This window comes from Weizmannia sp. WK01 (assembly GCF_025905465.1).
Lineage (GTDB): Bacteria > Bacillota > Bacilli > Bacillales > Bacillaceae_C > Weizmannia > Weizmannia faecalis.
In genome coordinates this window covers 1,239,811-1,259,899 of record NZ_CP109616.1, presented here as the reverse complement: position 1 = coordinate 1,259,899, position 20,089 = coordinate 1,239,811, and the positions used below count along the sequence as shown (strand labels likewise).

The window sequence follows — 20,089 nt, the reverse complement described above, 5'->3', positions numbered from 1 at the left end:
AAAATGGTTGTCGCCTCTTTTTTCCTTTTGCCCCCCCAAAAGGACATTCCATACCGCGTACCATGCCATTTTACATCGCACATGCCGCTTCTCACGCTGCATATCAGAAGCATTCAGCGGGCGAAACTCAGGCACACCTCTTTAAGATGGAGCCACAAATACCGGCAGCGTGACAAGGCCTGCGGTTCCGGATAAAATGGAAGAAGTACAATGCGAAAGAAGGATTTTCCATCATGCATGTTTCCATCTTGATTACGATGTTTTTAACAGGACTTATTTTAGGCTTTATCGGGGCAGGCGGCGCGGGCTTTATCATTTCCCTGCTGACGATTTTATTCGGGGTTTCGATCCATACCGCGCTTGCGACTGCTTTAACAGCCATGATCTTTTCTTCATTTTCCGGGGCGGTAAGCCATTACCGGGAAGGCAATGTCTCCATTAAAGCAGGCATTACAACCGGCATCATAGGCGCTGCCGGAGCCTGGGCCGGATCCCATGTCTCCGCGCATATTGCGAGTAGCGAACTAAAATGGCTCACAGCCGGCATGCTCATGTTTTCAGCCTTTCTGCTCTGGCTCAGAATGTTTTTGCTGCAAAAGCAATCCATCCAGGCAAAAACCCTTCCGTTCGGGCCCCGTTTTGTGACCCGCTCGCTGTTGCTCGGCATCGTAACCGGCGCGCTCTCAGGGATGTTCGGGATCGGCTCGACACCATTTATCCAGCTTGGCTTAATGATCCTTCTCGGCTTATCCGTCCGCCAGGCTGCCGGCACAACCATGATGGTCATTATCCCAATTGCAATAGGCGGCGGACTCGCCAGCTTCCAGCAAGGGACACTCGATCTTGGGCTCCTTGTGGAAGTCGTCATCGGCACAATGTCCGGCGCATACATCGGTGCCAAATTTACAAACCGCGCCCCCGTCTCGCTGCTAAAGTCTTCGATGATTGCCGTTCCAATTGTCGCAAGCTTGCTGCTGATTTTATGAAAAAGGGGCTGTCCCAAAAGTCGTTAGACGGCTGATGGGAGCCCCTTATTTTTGTAAGGACGAAACAGTTGGTTGATCGTGAAATTCAGTCACTATTTCCAAAAGCATTTCGCGATCTTCATTGCATGAGCCAAAATGGGACAGCCCCTTCCCGCTTTAAAATTGCGGGAAAAAGGGACTGGTTCAGGTCGCAAACGATGTGCCGGCATGAAAAAATGAGCGTTTCATCACGGAGTTTTCTTTCCCCCGCTCGGTTAAACGGCTGCAGCCGGCGCCAGTTCCATTGCCGGCCCAAAAAATTCATAGCGGATATTTTCTTTGGCAACGCCAAGTTCCGTTAAAATCTGCACTGCATTTCTCAAAAACGGAACCGGTCCGCAAATATAACAAACCGTTTGCGTGGTTACAATCTTTTCCAAAAATGCTTTGGAAAGATGGCCTGTGAAATCGCAGCCGCTGTTTTCGTGAAGGGGATGCCCGTACCCAAAATAATAATGCCCGTTTTCAAGCTTTTCAATATGGTGCTTTGCTTCCTCTTTAAAAGCATGGAATTCTTCATTGCGGGCAGCATGAATAAAATGGACTTCACGTTTAGAGCTGGCATCCGCTAAAGCTTCCAGCATACTCATCATTGGTGTCAAGCCAACCCCGCCACTAATTAGGGCAATCGGTGCAGCCTCATCGTCAAGTGTGAAGACGCCGGCCGGTACGCTGATCTCCAGCTCGTCTCCCACTTTTACTTGATCATGTAAATATGTTGACACCTTCCCGTTCGGTTCATGATCTGCTTCCCGTTTCACCGAAATCCGGAAATACTCATGCCCCGGCCCGCATGAAAGGCTGTACTGGCGGTTAAACAGATATGTTTCGCCTGGAATTTTCACTCTTAGTGTAAGGTACTGCCCCGGAAGATAGGATGGCACCGGGCCCCCGTCCGTAGGTTTTAAATAAAAGGAAGTAATAACATTGCTCTCTTTTACCTTTTTTACAACTCTAAACGGTTTAAAACCGTCCCATCCCCCTCTTTGGGTTTCAGCTTCTTGATACATTTTTTTCTCGACTTGAATGAAAACATCAGCAATGGCCCCGTATGCTTCAGCCCAAGCCTGTAAAACCTCTTCCGTGGCCACATCTCCTAATACTTCTTTAATGGCTTTTAGTAAAAATTCCCCGACAATCGGATAATGCTCCGGTTTAACGCCCAGGCCACGGTGTTTTTGTGAAATTTGTTCCACAACCGGCAAGATGGTTTCCAAATGGTCAATATAAGAAGCCGCCGCAAGTACGGCATTGGCGAGTGCTGTTTGCTGCCTTCCTCGTGATTGATTCGTTTGATTAAAAATATTCAGCAGCTCGGGATGTGCTGCAAACATGGTTTTATAAAAGTATGTAGTAATGTCCGTCCCTTGTGTTTTTAATACGGGCACAGTTGATTTTACGATCTCAATGGTTTTCTGCGATAACATGATTTCCACTCTCCAAATAGTAATATTTAAAATATATCTTTAAGATAGTGCTCCTTTGTTTTTAAAGCAATATTTTAAATACATCTTTAATAAAGTTATCACATTTTCCGAAAAGGAAAAAATGAGCGCCATTTTCGAGGGGAACGGGTATAATGGGGTTGGCAGGTGATATAAATGCGTTTAACCCATTACTCTGATTATGCTTTGCGTGAATTAATCTATCTCGCTTCATTGGAAGAAGGAAAATTAGCCAGCATCAAAGAAATTGCGGATGCCTACAACATCTCAAAAAATCATTTAATGAAAATCACATACGAGTTAAGCAAACTCGGGCTGATCAAAACAGTGCGCGGAAGGGGAGGCGGCATATGCCTGAACAAGCATCCCCGCGAAATTAATGTCGGAAAACTGATCCGCATAACAGAAGATGATTTTAAATTAGTCGAATGTATGGAAGACGGGGCTTCCGCCTGTATCATCTCCCCCGTTTGCGGATTAAAGCATGTTTTAAACGAAGCCCTCATCGCTTATCTCCGCGTGCTCGACAAATATACACTAGAAGATTTAGTAAAAGATCCCTTATCCTACAGGCAACTGCTTGTAAAATAAAACTAAGTGGTGCAGCGTCACATCCCGAGATCAAAATAGTGGTAGAAGTAAAGAAAAACCAAAAATGAAATAAGGTGAACAAAATAAACATAGACATTAAAAAAGTCACATATGGAAATAAATCTGTACTTGAACATTTAGTGCAATTCTATTCATATGATTTAAGTGAGTATACAGAATTTGATATCAATAAGAAAGGCTATTTACTCAGCATTTTTTAAATTAAATTTATTTTAAGCAAATCATTTATTCGACTAATTAGGGTTTGCTGAATAAGCAAAAGGTTTGGCAAGGATGCTGACAGCTTTGATAAAAATTGAATGCAAGTATGTTATAAAAATGCAGGAAAAAGCTTGCACTTGAAACGCGCCCTATGTTAAGGAAGAGACTCGTTTTTTCGCGCTTCCTTAACGTAGACGACCTCTACGTGAAGAAAGACCGTCGTTTTTCCATGCTTCCTTAACATAGACGCCCTCTACGTGAAGAAAGGCCGTCTTTTCCAAAAAAATTTTTTCCAACCTTCCTGAAAAGTGTTAAAATGATAGATAAATTATATAAATATAAAAATTTTGGAGAAGGTGGTTTGGCGATGCTAAAGGAAGCTTTTTTAAATACCTTATATGATGCTTACAAAAATAGAAAAGCGCTGAATAAGGATGTTTTTCCGGCAGGCATTGATTTAGATGAGGCTTATCGGATGCAGCATGCTTTTACTGCGGCAAAAAAAGAAAACCACGAAACGTTAAATGGGTATAAGATCAGCATGACAAGCCCCGAAACGCAGGCATTATTTGATGCGCGTGAACCATTGTACGGCGAGTTGACCGATCAGCAGGTGACAAATCATATATCCCTCAGCAAAGATACGCTTAATCCATTGATCGAATTGGAATTGGTTTTTCTTGTAAAAGAACGGCTTACGGCAGACGCGTCTGAAGCAGAAATCATCCAAAAGACACAAGTTGCACCGGGATTGGAAATTCCTGATTCCCGATTTAAGGACTGGTTCCCTAAAATGCCAAAAGAACAAGTTTGCGCAGACGGGGCTGTCGGCGGAAAAGTAGCTTTTGGGGAAGCCAAAGATTATACATATGGCGATATTGATAATATCCATGGCCAATTGCTCCTTAACGGCAAGGTGCTCGATGAAGGCAAATCTTCAGCTGTCATGGGGCATCCGGTTCATGCCGTAAAATGGCTGCTGAAAAAACTAGGCGAACATCAGGCAGCGCTTGAACCGGGCATGTTTGTCTCATCCGGCACATTTGTCCTGCCAAAGCCGCTGGAAGCCGGAACATACAGCGGAAAATTTGAAGGAATAGGCACTGTGAAATTGACGGTCACAGAATAGAAATGAAGCGTCCATATAATAAATGCACGGCAAAAAACATCTCCGAAAATGCCAGCAGGAGATGTTTTTTTGGACATACAGGCACCTGTTTACAATGAACCGCGGCTGCAGATATCCCTCCCTTCCAGACATCCACAATGCCACACCCGCACAAGCATGAAAATGAGTAAAAAGAGATCATATAGTCGGCCAGTTGATCCATGGTTTTACAGAAAGAGGCATTACATTCCTTCCGGGTGGTACAATGGTTGCAGTTTTTCAAGATCTTCAATGAACAGATGGATATCTTCAGCGGATAAATGAACCGGCATTTGATCATATAAGGTCAAGATTTGGCCTTCATGGTCATCCCGGTGCTTCTTCAAATAATCATATAAGGATCTGAACTGGTTTGCATTGATGGTCGATGATGTAACAAATTGTTTGACATGCTGCAGTGAAAATTCATTCCGGTTCTTATCAAATTCTCCTTTAATCACATTCCCTTCGATGTGCATCACGAACACTCCCAAGCCGGTTGATTGATAAAATAATTTTTGCCCTATTGCTTGGTTTTCATTCACCTAAATACCGCCATTCTTTCAAGGCGGCATTTAAGTGTCCTAAGCAGGTCAACAATTCCGAGGCGGTAATGGCCTTGCCCGCATCCGTTGCAACCACTGCCGTCATTTTTATTGGATTGGAAAATAATTGCAGCAGTGATTCTTCTCTTTTGCTGCCGGCATGTTTTTTTGCGGGCGCGGCAAGCCAGCATCTTGCAAAGAATACCACGCTACCGGGCCGTGGCACAAAATACGGGCCAAATCAGAAACCGTTGCCGCCCATTGGCCATCAAAAATTGAAACCGTTGCCGTTTTTGTTTTGAGGTTTATTGGATTTTTTACAGGTTATACAAATACTGTATGCAATATGAAGGAGGAGGATGCATCGATGAATATTTACGAACAGCAAAAAAACGGACAACCTGCCCAAACCCAGCCGGAACAACCGGGCATTGAATCGCTGATGAATCCGCGGCCTGTCCAACCGCTGAATTATAAAGGCAGTGAAAAATTAAAAGGACGGGTGGCGCTCATTACTGGTGGAGACAGCGGTATCGGACGTGCTGTTGCGATCGCTTATGCAAAAGAAGGCGCGAACGTAGCCATAAACTATTTAAATGAACAAAACGATGCTGAAGAAACGAAGAGCCTTGTTGAAGCAGAAGGCGTCCAATGTCTGCTGCTACCGGGGGATGTCTCCCAAGAAGCAACATGTAAACAGCTCGTTGAAAAAACGGTAGCAGAGTTTGGAAAACTCGATATTTTGGTCAATAATGCAGGCGTGCAGTTCCCTACTGAAAAGATTGAAGATATTACCCATGAACAATGGGACAAAACCTTCCGTACCAACATTTATTCCGTCTTTTATATGTGCAAATATGCCGTCCCGCACTTAAAACAAGGCAGTGCCATCATTTCAACGGCATCTATTAATCCCTATGTAGGCAATCCGAAACTCCTAGACTATACTGCTACAAAAGGGGCCATTGTCGGATTTACGCGCAGCCTTGCACAAAATCTCGCCTCAAAAGGGATACGCGTCAATATGGTAGCACCAGGACCGATTTGGACACCGCTTATTCCTTCCACTTTTGACGAAAAGACAGTGGAAAGCTTTGGGCTTAAAACCCCGCTCGGACGCCCGGGACAGCCGGCCGACCATGCAGGGGCATATGTGCTTTTAGCTTCTGATGAAGGGGCTTATATTACCGGTCAGTGCATCCATGTTAACGGCGGCATGGCAATGTCATCTGATGGAAAAAAACTGCAGAAAATCTTTTCTGCAGTTTTTTTAACTCTTCCACCCAAATGAACAAATGGATGCGATGATATGGACTTTAAAGACCCTCACGTTTTAAAACAGCAAATCATTCAAATTCTTGAATTTTATTATCCTGCCTGCATAGATACGGAAAACGGCGGGTATATAAACGGTTTTCTCGATAATGGCTCCATCAATGACCGGGAAACAAAGCATCTGGTCGGTACAAGCCGGTTTATTTACAATTTCAGCATTGGCTCCCTGATTGGCGGGCCGGAGTGGTGTGCACAGGCCGCTGCCCACGGTATTGAATTTCTGAAAAATCGCCATCGTGATAAAAAATACGGCGGCTACTTTTTTGAATTAAAAGGGCAGAGTGTAAAAGATCCCGCAAAAATGACATACGGCCATGCATTCGCCCTGTTGGCAGCCGCCATTGCTGATCAAGCCGGCATCCGGGGTGCGAAGGAACTGATCGAGGATCTGTACCATGTTACAGAGCAGCATTTCTGGGATCCGGACGACGGGCTCTACCGGGATGAATGGGATGCATCCTGGTCAACACTTTCTTCCTACCGCGGGCAAAACGCAAATATGCATATGTGTGAAGCCATGCTTACGGCATACGAAGCAACCGGCGAAAAGAAATACTTAAACCGGGCATATAAACTAGCAGAAAGCGTCTGCCGCACATTAAAAGAGAGATCCGGCGGAATGATCTGGGAAAACTACACACCTGACTGGCAGCCGGATTGGACCTATCATCTTCACCAAACAAAAGATGAGTTCCGCCCATACGGCTTTATTCCCGGCCATCAGCTGGAATGAAGCAAACTGCTGATGTGGCTTGACCGCCATCTCTCTGAACCGTGGATAGTTGAGACAGCTGAAGAACTTTACGGAAAAGCCTGGGAGAAAGGCGCTGATGAAACATTCGGCGGCATCTTTTTTGCACTCTCTCCACAAGGCGAAGTCATTGATACGGATAAAAACTACTGGGTGATATCGGAAGCGATCGCAGCCTCTGCGCTTCTTGCCGCAAAAACCGGAAAAAGTATCTACTCCGAGCGGTACAATCAGCTGTTTTCTTATGCTTCCAACTACTTGATCGACCACCAATACGGCGGCTGGTATAAACTGCTCAACCGGAAAAATGAACGTGTTTCCGGCCCGAAAAGCTCCCCGCCGAAAACCGACTACCATCCCGTCGCTGCCTGCTACCAGGCACTGCAGGCATTTTCAAAACCATAAGCAGCGGAAACTTTCACTTTATCAACAGAAAAAGCGCCAAATCTTTTGGCGCTTTTTCTGTTTAAAGGCTGAGCTGGGATCCGGAAAGGCCGGCAAGCCTGCCATCCCCGGCACAAATTTTGCACAGCCGTTTAATTGTACAGACGCTTATTTTCCTCTTGTTTTTCCATCAGCCACCATAATGAATGTCTTGGATTTTCTATAGCTTCCTTATACTCCGTCTTCGTCGCCACTGTTGGGTACGAACCCTTTAGAGACTTTCCGGAAGTACTGGTGAACAAGAACAAGATGACGAAAAAGCCAATAAGGCTGAAGAATGTCAGATAAAAAGCAGGCGCCAGGGCATTCCCGGTTTGGTGAACCAGCCATGTTGAGATGAGCGGGGTAGTGCCGCCAAATAATGAAACAGAAACATTAAAAGTCACAGCCAGTGTTCTGTACCGAATATCCGTGTAAAACATGGTTGGCAAAGTACCAGGCATCGTGCCTTCATAAGTTGAAAGCAAAATACCTAAAATGAGAATACCTAAAAATACGAATGCAATTGTATTCAAATGGATGAAGTAAAATGCAAGGACAGATAATAAGGTTAATCCGCCTAAACCCATGATTAAAACCGTCTTGTTTCCAATTTGGTCGCTGAGCTTCCCAAACAATAAAGCGAGCGGCACCATAATCACCATAATCAGCGTAATTAATACCGTCCCTGCCGTACTGGATAAACCAATCACCTCATCCAAATACGATGGCATGTAGGATAATAACATATAGTTTGTAACATTAAAGAATGCGACAGATACGAAACATACTAGAATGTCTTTTTTATGGTTTTTTAAAATCGAAAGGAAGCTTTCCTCCTGGACACCCTCCACAGAAAGTTCATTTTCGAAAATGGGGGTTTCCTCTAAATGGGCTCTTAAATAAAACCCTACCAGCCCTAAAGGCAAGCCAAGCAAAAATGGAATTCGCCAACCCCATGTGGCCATCTGCTGGTCAGTTAGCGTGATGAAGAGCGTACTGGCAAGGAGTGAAGCTAATATATAGCCGGCAAGCGTACCAATTTCCAGTCCGCTTCCAAGCACATTACGCTTATTGTCCGGGGAAGATTCTGCAATATAGACCATGGCGCCGGCATATTCGCCGCCAGTTGAAAATCCTTGAATAATTCTGGCTACTAATAAGAGCACCGGGGCCCATATTCCAATTTGGTCATACGTAGGTAATAAACCGATTAGGAGTGTGGAAAAAGCCATTAAAATAATCGTGATGGTTAAAACGACTTTTCTCCCATATTTATCTCCGATTCTGCCGAATATAACACCGCCTAAAGGGCGCATTAAAAAGGCAATCGCAAATGTGGCAAATGTAAACATTAATTTCAGCTCGTCATTCTCCACGGCACTAAAAAAGTTCCGGCTGATAATGACAGCTAAATAAGAATACAAGCCAAAATCAAACCATTCCATCGCGTTTCCTACTCCTGTAGCAAACACGCTTTTTTTCGTTTGTCGAATATTAACGATGTTAATTTTTTTCTTATTAAATACCATTTTTCAAATCTACTCCTTATTTGATAGTTTTCGGCACCTGTCTTCCCTTCTATAAAGATTCATTTTTAATACCTACATTGATAAAAGATTTTTTCATCAGCCGTCATTTGTTTTGGCTTTCTTTTTCAAAAACCCGCAGGCGAATGGAAATGGGAATCATTGAAATTAAAAACCACTCGTTGATACTTCAGCATTTCTGCTAATATTTCCAGAAAAACCACCGAATAGATGGCAGGCATATGTAGTGCAAGAATTGATCAACTACTCGAAGATAGCGGGCAAGAGTGCAAGTTAGCAAAGTGAAAAAGGGCTTAAAATGGGCGGAGGCGGACAGGAAACGGAGGCTTAAGGCGCCTCTAAAGATTTTTACGGGCAGCTGGTTCCCCACCTATCTTCTTTATACCTCAAATAGTGAAAGCGGGTTATATGCCGTTAAAGACGGAACGCATTACAGATGAACAATCGGACAACGCTCAACAGCTTTTTTGAACGGTTCATTGATTAGTTTACCATAATCGAAGTGTTAACGCAAAAAATCAGCTTCCACCCCATTATTTCAACGGATCAGGCCAACAGCAATGCTGTAAAATGGTCATTCAATCTGTGCTTAAATATCTCTATGTTTGTCCTGCAATGATAAAAAAGCTGCTTATCCTCTTCATGATTTTATCTCCCACCTGCTCTTCCCCGTCTCCATAAAGGATACAAGCGATGTTAGCGCCATTTCCACCATATCGCTAACCGCCTGATCGGTGTAAAACGCAGTGTGCGGCGTGACGATCACATTGGGAAAAGATCTCAGAATAGCCAGCTGGTGGTGGGCCAAAATATCCGTGCGGCGGTCATAATGAAAAATCCCTTCCTCATCTTCCAGTACATCAATCCCGGCAGCGCCGACTTTCCCCGCCTCGATCCCTGCGATAAGCGCATCCGTATCCACTACGGCACCACGGGAACAATTGATGATGCAAACGCCGTCCTTCATTTTTGCAATCCGATCCTGGTTAATCATATGGTATGTACGATCAAATAAGGGTGTGTGGATGGTTATCACATCGCTTTCCTTCAGCAGTTCATCCAAAGATACATATTTCAAAATGCCGCGCAATTCATCTCTTTCAACGGTATCGTGTGCAATGATGTTGCAGCCAAAACCGGACAAATTTTTCGCAACAATACTGCCGATTCTGCCGGCGCCAATAATCCCGATCGTTAAGTTATGCATTTCCCTGCCCTGAATCCCTTCCACAGAAAAATCTTGTGCCTCCACACGGCTTAAGATCTGTTTTGCTTTCCTTACACACATCAAAATCAGCATCGTTGCAAAATCGGCAACACAATAGGGCGAATACGCCACATTCGAAAAACGAATGCCATATGCTTTGGCGGCTTCCTGATCGATATGATTATACCCTGCAGTCCTCAAGCCAATATATTTTACACCGGCATCTCTTAAAGCCATAAAAGTTTCGGCGCCCACCGGATAATTCCCAAGGATCGTCACCGCTTCAGCCCCTTTTGCTTCCACTGCCGTTTCAGGGGTTAACACATCATCCACATACTTGATATCCAAATCAAATTTTCTCGCAAACTTTTGAAATAAGGGGAATTCATCCGCCCTCGTCTCATAGGCAACAACTTTTCTCATACGACAGCTTCCTTTCCATTCATTTTGATCATGCTAAAAACTACGCATGGCTTCATTAACCACGCCCGCAATAAACCCATCTCCTCCCCATGTCTCCAATTGGATTCCGGTGTCCAGAAGCCTGGTTTTACCAGGCCAGCGACAAGATACCCATGCCCAATCCAACAAGACGGATCAGCGATTCTTTCTATTTCATTTTTGCCAAAGTGAACGATCGTCCGGTCTTTTTATACATCGTAACGGCTTCAAAAGCAAAGATTTTACGTGTTTCCTATAAAACCCCTACACTTTTTATTCGACAAAAGCGGCAGAAATCCTTGTCAAATTTGTAATTTTTGTTTATTCAGGAAGTTCTAGATAGTCGCTGTCTAAAAGCACTGCGTTGCTTGAATCTACTTCTGACTGGACCGATAAAATATGACTGGAGAATTGTACACTCAAGCTTTCAAATAAAGTTTTCCGTTGTTTTCATATGAAAATCTTTGAGATAATCTTTCGCAGCATCTGCTGTAATCCAGTAAAGGAATCCATTTCTGCAATTTGATTTGCGCTTTTTTTAATAGCATCGAGCTGGCTTTTCAACGAACTTGCCGCCGATTTCAATTCATCCGAAAAAGAAACGACTTCAGTCATCTCAACTTTGTTGCCCATGGTTTGCCTCCTTTACTGTTGCAATTTTCGATAATTAACATAGGATTTTTCAATTTGTTCATCGAGTTTCTTGATGGCTTCCCCGGTGTTCTTAAGGGTCTGAATATCTGCTTCCAAAATCGATTTATATTTACTGAGCAGTTCCATCGCCTTTGTCACTTGTTTTAGCTCTTCTTTAAACGGGTTAATGTTCGTCTGGTCAAAAGACGTTGTTTTGATGAGATTGGTCTCCATGTCTGACACGGCTGCCTGCAGTTGTTCAATATTTGAATTGAACAATTCAACATTCAGTTTAATTTCTCCCATGTAAAGTCACCTCTATTTTTTGTTTTGCGCAGTCTCAATGAGGTTTGACACGTTTGAAATCTGTGCGGCAATACTAGATAGGCTGTCTTGGTACATGGAACGTTTGCTTTCTTCACGTCTGATTTCGTCGCTCAACTGCTCCTTTTTATTTTCCGCTTTTTTTAAATAGTTATTTATACTTTTCTGGTAAACATCATAAGCCTCCTCAAATTTCCCCTTTTTTTCACCTTTCCACTTGCTGCCGTCGATTTCAAAAATTTAAAATTGGCTTTGCTTTGTCCTGTAAATTGGAAATTTCCTTTTCCAGTTCTCCTAAAGCACTTTTTAATCTCTTAATCTTTGCGTTTATATCTGCCAGATCCTGCTGAATGTGAATTTTTTGGCTTGAGAGCCTGGACTTCTGATTCATCAAAGTATGCACCATTTCATCCATCATACATCCATCCTTTTATTGAGGAATTTTAATTCTTTCATATTGATAGTCACGAACAAAATAACCCTCGTACGGTTTTGGATACTTTTCATTAGAAATATAGGATTGTTTAAATACATCCTGATCACTTAGACGCATACTAATCAGCCCTGTCTCCACATAATCACGTACAAGTCTTGGCACTTCTTCAAAACTTTGGCCCACATAAGCATATTCTGATCCGATGATAAAATGAATGGCTGTTTTGGGTCCATTCTTCAGCAGCTTATTCATTTCTTCTGCTGTGAGATTTGTCCGCCGGCAGAAGTCTTTTAAATCGGAAATAAAGATTATCCAATTGGGATCAAGTAAACCGGTTTTCATTCTTTTTTCTATTTCAACCAGCAGATCATTTTTCACCCTGGAGATGATTTCCTGCTCCGAAATATAGGCATGGAGCTGTGAAGCTATCCGTGACAAAGATTGTTCACCCGAATCAATGACCATAATTTGCTTCTTATTTTTTATAAGTGACAAATTTTTTGTGACCGATTCTCTCAATCGGCTTAATTCATCCAGCCGGTCGCTCATCAAGAGAAAGAGCCCACTGGCATTCGTGTCAATTGCAATGGGCGTTACATTTTCAAACTCCAGCTTGGAATCCATCCTTTTTCAGCATATTCCTTTGCAGCAGGATTTGCTGCAAACTGTGGAAATTCAAGGACTTCTGGCATCACCGGAATTGGGGCTGGCCGCTTTCCGCTCCAGAAACGGTCCATTTCCTTTGCTTCTTTTTGAATATTTTCTATGATCGCAAGGGTATCCGTTCCGCTCGCTGGCAATGCGGTTTGGAACAATATCGGATTATCCAACTTTACGATCCCTCTTCCCGGTATTTCCTCAATTTCAATATCTGTTTTCCCTACAATGGCACGGACATCTGTACGGTCTATTAAATACAACGGAATTTGTATTTTAATATTTGATAATACTTGCATCCGCATTGCGTTTTGCCGGCTGGCGCTGATAACAAGATGCAGGCCGATACTTGCTCCTTCCCTGGCAATTTGTGTAATCATTTTCTCAAAAGCATCCGAATTATCCGCTTCCCTGACAGCATCGTAATTATCTATGACAAAAAGCAGGTCAGGAACATGTTCTTTGCTTGCTTTCTCGTACATTTTCAAGTTTGCAACCCCGTACTGGCTAAGCCGCCTTTTCCGCTTTTTAATCTCCGATGAAGTAAGCCGGATCAGTTTTGAAATTTTTTCGGTTTCATCAATCATTATCGTATCAGCAACATGCGGCAGTTCCTTTAACGGAAGCAAGCCGTTTGTACCAAAATCAAGCAAATACACATGCAAGTTTTCCGGGTTGTTCACTCTGGCCAGATCCATTACCGTTGTTTGGAGAAATGTAGATTTTCCGTACCCCGGACTTGAATAAATCAAGATGTGTCCATCTTTCGCCATATTGAGCTGCAGCACCTTTTGTTCTTGCATTTCAGGCAAATCCGCAAAACCAATCACCGGCTCAAGATCTGTTTTTTCATTTTGCCAACTTTCCCTAAAATCCACCGCATGCAATTCCGGCAGATAGATCCGCTCTTCAAGCGGCGGCAGCCACGGTTTTGGTAGTTGGGCGATGCCGAGTTTTTTGGCGCGGGCATGGATCCAATCGACGACGGCTTCGAGTTCGGTCGGGACTTTGGTAATTTCTTTCTGGTTAGCAAGCCCGCTTAAGTCTGCAGAAATAGGTTCGTACTGGCCAAGGTCGTTGATCGCATAAATCGTAGTGTCCAACATGTCCTGGTCGTCCTGGTCCGGGACGTAGTTGGCGCCGCTCCATGCGCTTTGGAACAGTTCGTATATTTCATTGTTGCCGACCTGCAAGTAGGCGCGGCCCGGCAAGGTGATCTCTGCAGCATCCGGCGTTTTTAAAATTTCCATGGAATCGCTTGTGTTTTGGACTTTGAGCGACAGTTTGAATTTCGAGTTGGACCAGATTTGGTCGTCGACAACCCCGCTCGGTTTTTGCGTTGCCAAAATCAAATGGATGCCGAGTGACCGGCCGATACGGGCAGTCGATACGAGTTCTTTCATAAAATAGACCTGAATCCCTGATGAAAAACTAGTAAACACTGGTGGTAAGCAGTTTCCCAAGAGTGAAACTCTAATATTATCTGATTATTCGATAATGCACTTTTGTTGCTTTGATAGATAAATATTTCTCTTTTTTCACTTATTTTAGATCATAACAAGTAGATCTTCAAATTTTTATTTTTGCATACTTATTGGTTTGTTTCGGTTTTCTTCTTATCGCTTATTACCCAGGATTTCTAGTATTAAGGTATTATATAAGTGAGCAAAAGTCAGCAGTCGTTTGTTGTCCCCTGTGACCTTAAAATTACCATTCCCGGCCCTCGTAACCAGCTTAGAAGCCATCGTTATCATATTCTGAATGACGGTTCGGATTCTTCGTGTTGCCTTCTTTTTCAATGGCTCATCCTGTTTTTTCATGCTTTCTTGTCCGCTCAAAAAAAGCATGTGAATGGGTTTAGCGTGAAGTGAAAAATTTCGTCACGTATTCTGGTATCATTTAAAATGTAATGAATTTGACGGAGGCAATTGTTTGTCAACGTCATTATTCCTATTTAGGGCTTGCTGAACGAATCCGACGCTGAGTTTGTGCCCAATTTATCTACAACCTCTGTCTCAAAATATAGAAGAATCCTTTTGCGAAAAGGGGTGATTTGATCTTCTCCATACGTTGAATCGGATTTCACGTGCAGGCATTTCCCTGGATTTGTTGTAAAACCCATGCATTTAAATGGTGGCCAAAGCTGTCAGCAGCCTTGCCAAATCTAGGAATTTCACTTATTCAGCAAGCCCTATTTACAATGTGGCTAAAGCTTGGAAAAACAGCGTGCATCATGGTCAGTTGTGTAATTGGACTACATTGGAATTCGTATTTCTTTATTATGTAAGCGTAAAATAATATCCGCCTATGTTAGTAGATGGGTATTATTTTACGCTTACCGTGGTAAGGTGATTCACTTTCATCCCATGCATCCGCACCATTTACGTTTTCACGTCCGAATAGCTTTTGGGCTTTGACTTGTTTAGCAGCCTCACCCTGTGAAAGTACGCCTAATGATGTTCGTTCCTCGGATCAGAATTTTGCCTCCAGCTTCCTTCAGATTCCATCACACGATAGACACCCTTGCTCTAACGGTCGTGACATAGTTTCTCAGGACCGTTTCCACAGGGGAAATTTTGCTTTAAATGAAAAAACCCGTCGAGAAAAATTAATATCTCAACGGGTTTTCTTGTTTAAAAAGGACTTTGGGACTGCCCCTTTTCTGAAAAAATATCCATTTCTTTTTCTTAGATGAACAATGGATATTTTACAAATTTGATTTAGAAAAATATGGATCACCTTGAATGGTAGAAAGGCTGACCTCCGCGGTTGAGGCAAAGTGGATAGCCGCTTCATAAAGTTCATCTTTGTCCCCGATCCCGACCGATACTTCCCCCGCACCATTAATTGACTTGATACCCGCGATAGAGTCTTCCAAGCCGATCACTTCACAAGGTTGCAGATTCATCAACTCTGCAGCGCGGACAAAAATTTCAGGGTCAGGCTTACCGGATTTTAAAGCAGCCGGATCAACAACCGCATCAAACATATCAGCGATGCCCAATCTCTCTAAAATGATGGGTGCGTTCTTGGAAGCCGAAGCGACGGCAAGCTTGTACCCTTTATGCTTGACCTCCATTAAAAATTCAGCCATTCCCGGCAAAATATCCTCCGGCGTTAATGTATCGATCAGCTTTTTATAATACTCATTTTTTTCATCTGCCAATTGTGCTTTCTGTTCGTGTGTATAAGAATGCTCACAGTTTCCGGCCTTCAGGATCATTTCCAGGGAATCCATCCGGCTGATTCCTTTTAAACCCGCAGCCAGTTCATCTGTCCATTTCGTGCCGACTTCCTCTGCCGTTTTCTTCCATGCCTGTGCATGGAAACGGGCGGTATCCGTCAACACACCATCAAGGTCAAAAGCAAATCCTTTAATATCATGAAAACTTCTCATTTGGAATCTCCCAGACTTTTTCTATTTTTACGTTAGTGTACAATGTTGATGGCCGCGATATCCGCCCGTTTGCCAATTCTTGCCCGATACCTCAGCAAGAGGGGGCCAGCCTGTCCCGCGTATCCCGCAGGAGTCTCCCGCGGCCATCAACAATAACATTTAACCGAGCATTAGGATGAAAATATTTTGGAAAAATGCCTCCGATATCTTCGCATAAAGGAGAATCATTTAAACAAAAACCGAAGATTGTGCAACCAGTTCAACGTCTTTTCCATACAAACCGACCGTCAAGGGTTCGCCTTCCAGCAATTCAAGTGACACTCCATTTGTATCCACACCTACTTCAATCAGACGGCCTCGGAACAACAGGCGGAATTGGTATTTGTCCCATTTTTTCGGCAGGAACGGGGCAAAGTGCAGCTTGCCATCCCGGACACGCATGCCGGCAAATCCCTGCACTATAGCCAGCCAGCTCCCCGTCATTGAAGTGATATGCAGCCCGTCTTCGGTATCATTGTTATAGTTGTCCAAGTCAAGGCGTGATGTCCGTTCATACATTTCCACCGCCTTGTTTTCATCGTGCAGATCGGAAGCCAGAATCGCATGGATAGAAGCAGACAGGCTCGATTCATGCACGGTTAAAGGTTCGTAAAAATCAAAGTTGCGTTTTTTCTGTTCCGGTGTAAATTCATCAATAAAATTCCAGATTCCTTGCAATACATCCGCTTGTTTGATATACGCCGAACGCAGTATTTTATCCCATGACCAGTGCTGATTGATTGGCAATTCATCAGCCGGAATTTCGCTCACAGGCTTAATATCTTTATCAAGGAAACCGTCATGCTGGACAAAAATGCCGAGTTCTTCATCTTCCGGAAGATACATGCGGTCTACAATATCCTGCCACAACTGTTTTTCTTCCTCTGTCACATTTAAAACAGCTGCCTGTTCCTGAGAAACTTCCTCCAGGACCTGCAAAGTGTATGCCAAAGTCCATCGGGCCATGTAGTTGGTATACCAGTTATTATCCACATTATTCTCATATTCGTCAGGACCGGTGACGCCGTGCAGCATATATTTTTGTTTGCGTTTGGAAAAATGCACGCGGTCAGCCCAGAACCGGGAGATTTCTGTCAACACTTTGCTGCCTTCGTTTAAAACATAGGACTTGTCTCCGGTATAGCGGGTGTAGTTATAAATGGCAAAGGCAATATCCCCGTTCCGGTGAATTTCTTCAAACGTAATTTCCCATTCATTGTGGGACTCAATGCCATCGAAAGTGACCATAGGGAACAAAGCGCCCTTTAATCCTTGCTTTTTAGCATTATGATAAGCGCCATCGAGCTGCTGGTAACGGTACTTCAACAGATTTTTGGAAATTTTTGGTTCTGCCACCCCCAAGTAAAACGGCAGGGCAAAAGCCTCAGTATCCCAATACGTGGCACCGCCGTATTTTTCACCTGTAAATCCTTTCGGGCCAATGTTAAGGCGGGCGTCTTCACCATAATACGTTGAAAACATCTGGAAGAGGTTAAAACGGATCCCCTGCTGTGCTGCAACATCGCCTTCAATTTTGACGTCCGACTTTTCCCAGCGCTCTGCCCAAATCGCACGATGGGCATCGAATAATTCATCATAGGATAGATTGTCAGTTTTTTCGCTGATCGCGTTCATCGCAGAAACCAAATTATTTTGAGTATGATAATCCCGAGAGGTAACCACGATCACGCGCTTTTCAAAATCGATTTCCGAACCGGCTACCAATTTACCGCTAAATCCATTTACAACTTCTTTATCATGAGCCGGTGCAGCTACTTTCGCTTGCAAAGCTGTCCGATGGTGCATTTCCGCCCCGACCGTAAAGCGCGGGGTTCCGAACGGGTTGGCTTTCGTAATGGCAACCAGTGATCCGGATTGTTCTTTTTGATCAGTTTGCAATACTTCCCAAAAGCGTTCGCCGTAGTTTGCATCTTCATTTTTAACGTCCGCATCGATGGCTGAAATGATCTTAACGTCCACATCATCTGATCCGAGATTTTTTAGGCGAACCCGCTGGACTGACAATTCTTTTTGGGCAACACTCAAGAAACGTTCAAAGGTAACCACAACTTTTACCGTACCCTTTTCCACAGTAAAAGAACGGGTAAGACGTGCGTTTTTCATATCGAGATTCAGTTCGAATCCGGTAATCTCATCTTTAGCCAAATCAATAAATTCTCCGTTTAACGCAATATTGATTTTAATAAAATTGATGGCATTAATCACCTTGCCGAAGTATTCAGGATAACCGATTTTCCACCACCCTACACGGGTCCTGTCCGGAAACCATACACCGCCTAAATAAATACCCGGCAAAGTATCTCCGCTGTAGTTCTCCTCGAAAAACCCGCGCATGCCCATATAGCCGTTGCCTAAACTGGTCATGGATTCCTGCAGCCTTTTTTCTGCCCGGTTAAAATCATGGCTGACAACATTCCATGGCTGTACTTCAAAAATACGTTTCATATTCATTCCCCTTTTCCATAAAAATTTACTTTGTTTGCGTTGTTTTAATCAGCGAAACAGAAGCCGCCCCAATAACCAGCAGCACGCCTGACAACAAAATCATCGCCGGCATAGAGGACCCGAGCGCCGGGAATATCAAAAAACTTAAGCAGGAAGCCACAATTTGTGGCAAACAGATGCTGCCGTTAAACAACCCGAGATAGGTTCCCATATTCTCTCCTGATAATGCATTGGTCAGAATCGTGAACGGGAATGCCATCATCGCAGCCCATGCAATGCCGATCAGGATAAACGAAACAAGTAATGTGCCCGGGTTGTGGATAAAGAAAACTGAACCGAAACCAACCCCGCCAAGCACTAGGCTGAACGCATAAGCCGGTTTCTGTTTATTTTTCGGTACCTTTGTTAACACAAGAGACCAAAATACCGCGGCAAGGGAATACACGCCTGATAAAACGCCGAACCAGTTGGCTGCTTCCTGATAGGCCGTGCTTGACGGATCCACTGCATTCCAAGCGTTTTTGGCCACTGCCCCCGCTCCATACGTCCACAAATATTGAAAACCCATCCAGCAGAAAAATTGTACGACAGTAATCGTCCAGAACTCTTTCGGCGCATTGAGGAGCAATTGAAACATGCCCATTTTTTCTTTTTGTGCTTGATTTTGGATGCCATGATAAACGGCATACTCATCCGGGGAATATTCTTTGACTTTAAAAACCGTAAACAGGCTGCACACAATTAAAATAACGGCTCCGCTGTAAAACGAGACCACAACCGATTGCGGCACCACGCCTTTTGGAGCACTGTTTGAAACGCCCAATGCCGTTAAAACAAACGGAAAAATACATGCCAGTACTGCACCGCTGTTAGAGAGAAAACTTTGGACAGCATAAGCAAAACCTTTTTGTTCTTCATTTACCATGTCGCCGACCATCATCTTAAACGGTTGCATGGCTACATTGGAAGATAAATCCATAAACAAGATAGTCACCGCTCCAAATGTCAACGCTGTTATTGATCCGAACCCAAAGCCAAAACTTCCGGCATTCGGAAGCAAACACATAACTATCACAGCCACAGCGGCCCCTACCAACAAATAAGGGATCCGGCGGCCCAGTTTCGGTATCCATGTCCGGTCAGAGAAATAACCGACCAACGGCTGGACAACAAGTCCAGCAAGCGGAGGCAGGATGAAGAAGAAACCTAATTTTGTCGGATCGGCGCCAATCGTTTGAAAGATGCGCCCCATATTCGAACTTTGCAGTGAAAAGGCCATTTGCACACCTAAAAAACCAAAACTAATCATCCAAATCGTGCTGATTGGCAGCGCCGGCAATTGGTGGCTGTCAATTTTCTTGCCGTCTTTAACAGTTGCAGATGATTTTACCCGTCCAATACTTTTTTCGTCGGTATTCACCGTTGCTCGCATGATCATTCCTCCATTCTATTTAA

16 protein-coding genes and 1 pseudogene are annotated in these 20,089 nt (G+C 43.8%); 5 read left to right on the top strand and 12 right to left on the bottom strand.

Features of this window, described 5'->3' with window-relative positions; translation table 11 throughout:
- Positions 1 to 233: 233 nt before the first annotated feature.
- Entirely contained in the window at positions 234 to 986 is a 753-nt protein-coding gene (locus OF158_RS05725) for a sulfite exporter TauE/SafE family protein (RefSeq protein ID WP_017552138.1), read from the top strand.
- Between the two features lie 254 nt (positions 987 to 1,240).
- On the opposite strand, the gene hmpA is transcribed toward OF158_RS05725, so the two are convergent.
- Positions 1,241 to 2,452 (bottom strand): NO-inducible flavohemoprotein, encoded by a 1,212-nt coding sequence (gene hmpA / locus OF158_RS05720; RefSeq protein ID WP_026683813.1) that lies wholly within the window; start codon positions 2,450 to 2,452, stop codon positions 1,241 to 1,243.
- Between the two features lie 174 nt (positions 2,453 to 2,626).
- Here hmpA and OF158_RS05715 point away from each other — a divergent pair, with 174 nt between their 5' ends.
- Together OF158_RS05715 and OF158_RS05710 are read left to right on the top strand one after the other, a co-directional pair.
- Complete coding sequence (locus OF158_RS05715) at positions 2,627 to 3,061, top strand: Rrf2 family transcriptional regulator (RefSeq protein WP_026683812.1); 435 nt, start codon at positions 2,627 to 2,629, stop codon at positions 3,059 to 3,061.
- A 589-nt stretch (positions 3,062 to 3,650) separates the two neighbouring features.
- Positions 3,651 to 4,412 (top strand): 2-keto-4-pentenoate hydratase, encoded by a 762-nt coding sequence (locus OF158_RS05710; RefSeq protein WP_035181974.1) that lies wholly within the window; start codon positions 3,651 to 3,653, stop codon positions 4,410 to 4,412.
- Positions 4,413 to 4,633: 221 nt separating this feature from the next.
- Here the strand turns inward: OF158_RS05710 and OF158_RS05705 are convergent, their stop codons facing one another.
- On the bottom strand, positions 4,634 to 4,909 hold the full coding sequence (locus tag OF158_RS05705) for a hypothetical protein (RefSeq protein WP_035181975.1): 276 nt from the start codon (positions 4,907 to 4,909) through the stop codon (positions 4,634 to 4,636).
- A 433-nt stretch (positions 4,910 to 5,342) separates the two neighbouring features.
- Here OF158_RS05705 and OF158_RS05700 point away from each other — a divergent pair, with 433 nt between their 5' ends.
- Both OF158_RS05700 and OF158_RS05695 read left to right on the top strand, forming a co-directional pair.
- On the top strand, positions 5,343 to 6,266 hold the full coding sequence (locus OF158_RS05700) for an SDR family oxidoreductase (protein WP_014095656.1): 924 nt from the start codon (positions 5,343 to 5,345) through the stop codon (positions 6,264 to 6,266).
- Between the two features lie 18 nt (positions 6,267 to 6,284).
- Positions 6,285 to 7,466: pseudogene (locus OF158_RS05695) on the top strand (AGE family epimerase/isomerase).
- 131 nt (positions 7,467 to 7,597) lie between these two features.
- Here the strand turns inward: OF158_RS05695 and OF158_RS05690 are convergent.
- The 10 genes from OF158_RS05690 to OF158_RS05645 form a co-directional block, all read right to left on the bottom strand.
- The gene (locus OF158_RS05690; protein ID WP_014095657.1) at positions 7,598 to 9,016 is read right to left on the bottom strand and encodes an MFS transporter; all 1,419 of its coding nucleotides are present in this window, start codon (positions 9,014 to 9,016) and stop codon (positions 7,598 to 7,600) included.
- Between the two features lie 658 nt (positions 9,017 to 9,674).
- Complete coding sequence (locus OF158_RS05685; protein ID WP_035181978.1) at positions 9,675 to 10,664, bottom strand: D-isomer specific 2-hydroxyacid dehydrogenase family protein; 990 nt, start codon at positions 10,662 to 10,664, stop codon at positions 9,675 to 9,677.
- Positions 10,665 to 11,132: 468 nt separating this feature from the next.
- The gene (locus tag OF158_RS05680) at positions 11,133 to 11,315 is read right to left on the bottom strand and encodes a hypothetical protein (protein ID WP_014095659.1); all 183 of its coding nucleotides are present in this window, start codon (positions 11,313 to 11,315) and stop codon (positions 11,133 to 11,135) included.
- A 12-nt stretch (positions 11,316 to 11,327) separates the two neighbouring features.
- Positions 11,328 to 11,621: a TIGR04197 family type VII secretion effector gene (locus tag OF158_RS05675; protein WP_035181979.1), complete on the bottom strand. Its 294-nt coding sequence runs from the start codon at positions 11,619 to 11,621 to the stop codon at positions 11,328 to 11,330.
- Positions 11,622 to 11,871: 250 nt separating this feature from the next.
- Positions 11,872 to 12,054: a hypothetical protein gene (locus tag OF158_RS05670; protein WP_035181980.1), complete on the bottom strand. Its 183-nt coding sequence runs from the start codon at positions 12,052 to 12,054 to the stop codon at positions 11,872 to 11,874.
- A 15-nt stretch (positions 12,055 to 12,069) separates the two neighbouring features.
- The gene (locus tag OF158_RS05665; protein WP_052042097.1) at positions 12,070 to 12,699 is read right to left on the bottom strand and encodes a hypothetical protein; all 630 of its coding nucleotides are present in this window, start codon (positions 12,697 to 12,699) and stop codon (positions 12,070 to 12,072) included.
- Complete coding sequence (locus OF158_RS05660) at positions 12,669 to 14,135, bottom strand: FtsK/SpoIIIE domain-containing protein (RefSeq protein ID WP_052042099.1); 1,467 nt, start codon at positions 14,133 to 14,135, stop codon at positions 12,669 to 12,671. Before OF158_RS05660 ends, OF158_RS05665 begins: the two co-directional genes overlap by 31 nt.
- 1,304 nt (positions 14,136 to 15,439) lie before the next feature.
- On the bottom strand, positions 15,440 to 16,129 hold the full coding sequence (gene pgmB / locus OF158_RS05655; protein WP_035181982.1) for a beta-phosphoglucomutase: 690 nt from the start codon (positions 16,127 to 16,129) through the stop codon (positions 15,440 to 15,442).
- A 228-nt stretch (positions 16,130 to 16,357) separates the two neighbouring features.
- Positions 16,358 to 18,640 (bottom strand): glycoside hydrolase family 65 protein, encoded by a 2,283-nt coding sequence (locus OF158_RS05650; protein ID WP_272864720.1) that lies wholly within the window; start codon positions 18,638 to 18,640, stop codon positions 16,358 to 16,360.
- Between the two features lie 19 nt (positions 18,641 to 18,659).
- The gene (locus tag OF158_RS05645) at positions 18,660 to 20,066 is read right to left on the bottom strand and encodes an SLC45 family MFS transporter (protein ID WP_035181984.1); all 1,407 of its coding nucleotides are present in this window, start codon (positions 20,064 to 20,066) and stop codon (positions 18,660 to 18,662) included.
- Positions 20,067 to 20,089: the final 23 nt, after the last annotated feature.

Coding starts and splice junctions, on each gene's coding strand:
- OF158_RS05725 (WP_017552138.1), top strand. CDS start 234: ATGCATGTTTCCATCTTGATTACGATGTTTTTAACAGGACTTATTTTA.
- hmpA (WP_026683813.1), bottom strand. CDS start 2,452: ATGTTATCGCAGAAAACCATTGAGATCGTAAAATCAACTGTGCCCGTA.
- OF158_RS05715 (WP_026683812.1), top strand. CDS start 2,627: ATGCGTTTAACCCATTACTCTGATTATGCTTTGCGTGAATTAATCTAT.
- OF158_RS05710 (WP_035181974.1), top strand. CDS start 3,651: ATGCTAAAGGAAGCTTTTTTAAATACCTTATATGATGCTTACAAAAAT.
- OF158_RS05705 (WP_035181975.1), bottom strand. CDS start 4,909: ATGCACATCGAAGGGAATGTGATTAAAGGAGAATTTGATAAGAACCGG.
- OF158_RS05700 (WP_014095656.1), top strand. CDS start 5,343: ATGAATATTTACGAACAGCAAAAAAACGGACAACCTGCCCAAACCCAG.
- OF158_RS05690 (WP_014095657.1), bottom strand. CDS start 9,016: ATGGTATTTAATAAGAAAAAAATTAACATCGTTAATATTCGACAAACG.
- OF158_RS05685 (WP_035181978.1), bottom strand. CDS start 10,664: ATGAGAAAAGTTGTTGCCTATGAGACGAGGGCGGATGAATTCCCCTTA.
- OF158_RS05680 (WP_014095659.1), bottom strand. CDS start 11,315: ATGGGCAACAAAGTTGAGATGACTGAAGTCGTTTCTTTTTCGGATGAA.
- OF158_RS05675 (WP_035181979.1), bottom strand. CDS start 11,621: ATGGGAGAAATTAAACTGAATGTTGAATTGTTCAATTCAAATATTGAA.
- OF158_RS05670 (WP_035181980.1), bottom strand. CDS start 12,054: ATGGATGAAATGGTGCATACTTTGATGAATCAGAAGTCCAGGCTCTCA.
- OF158_RS05665 (WP_052042097.1), bottom strand. CDS start 12,699: ATGGATTCCAAGCTGGAGTTTGAAAATGTAACGCCCATTGCAATTGAC.
- OF158_RS05660 (WP_052042099.1), bottom strand. CDS start 14,135: ATGAAAGAACTCGTATCGACTGCCCGTATCGGCCGGTCACTCGGCATC.
- pgmB (WP_035181982.1), bottom strand. CDS start 16,129: ATGAGAAGTTTTCATGATATTAAAGGATTTGCTTTTGACCTTGATGGT.
- OF158_RS05650 (WP_272864720.1), bottom strand. CDS start 18,640: ATGAATATGAAACGTATTTTTGAAGTACAGCCATGGAATGTTGTCAGC.
- OF158_RS05645 (WP_035181984.1), bottom strand. CDS start 20,066: ATGCGAGCAACGGTGAATACCGACGAAAAAAGTATTGGACGGGTAAAA.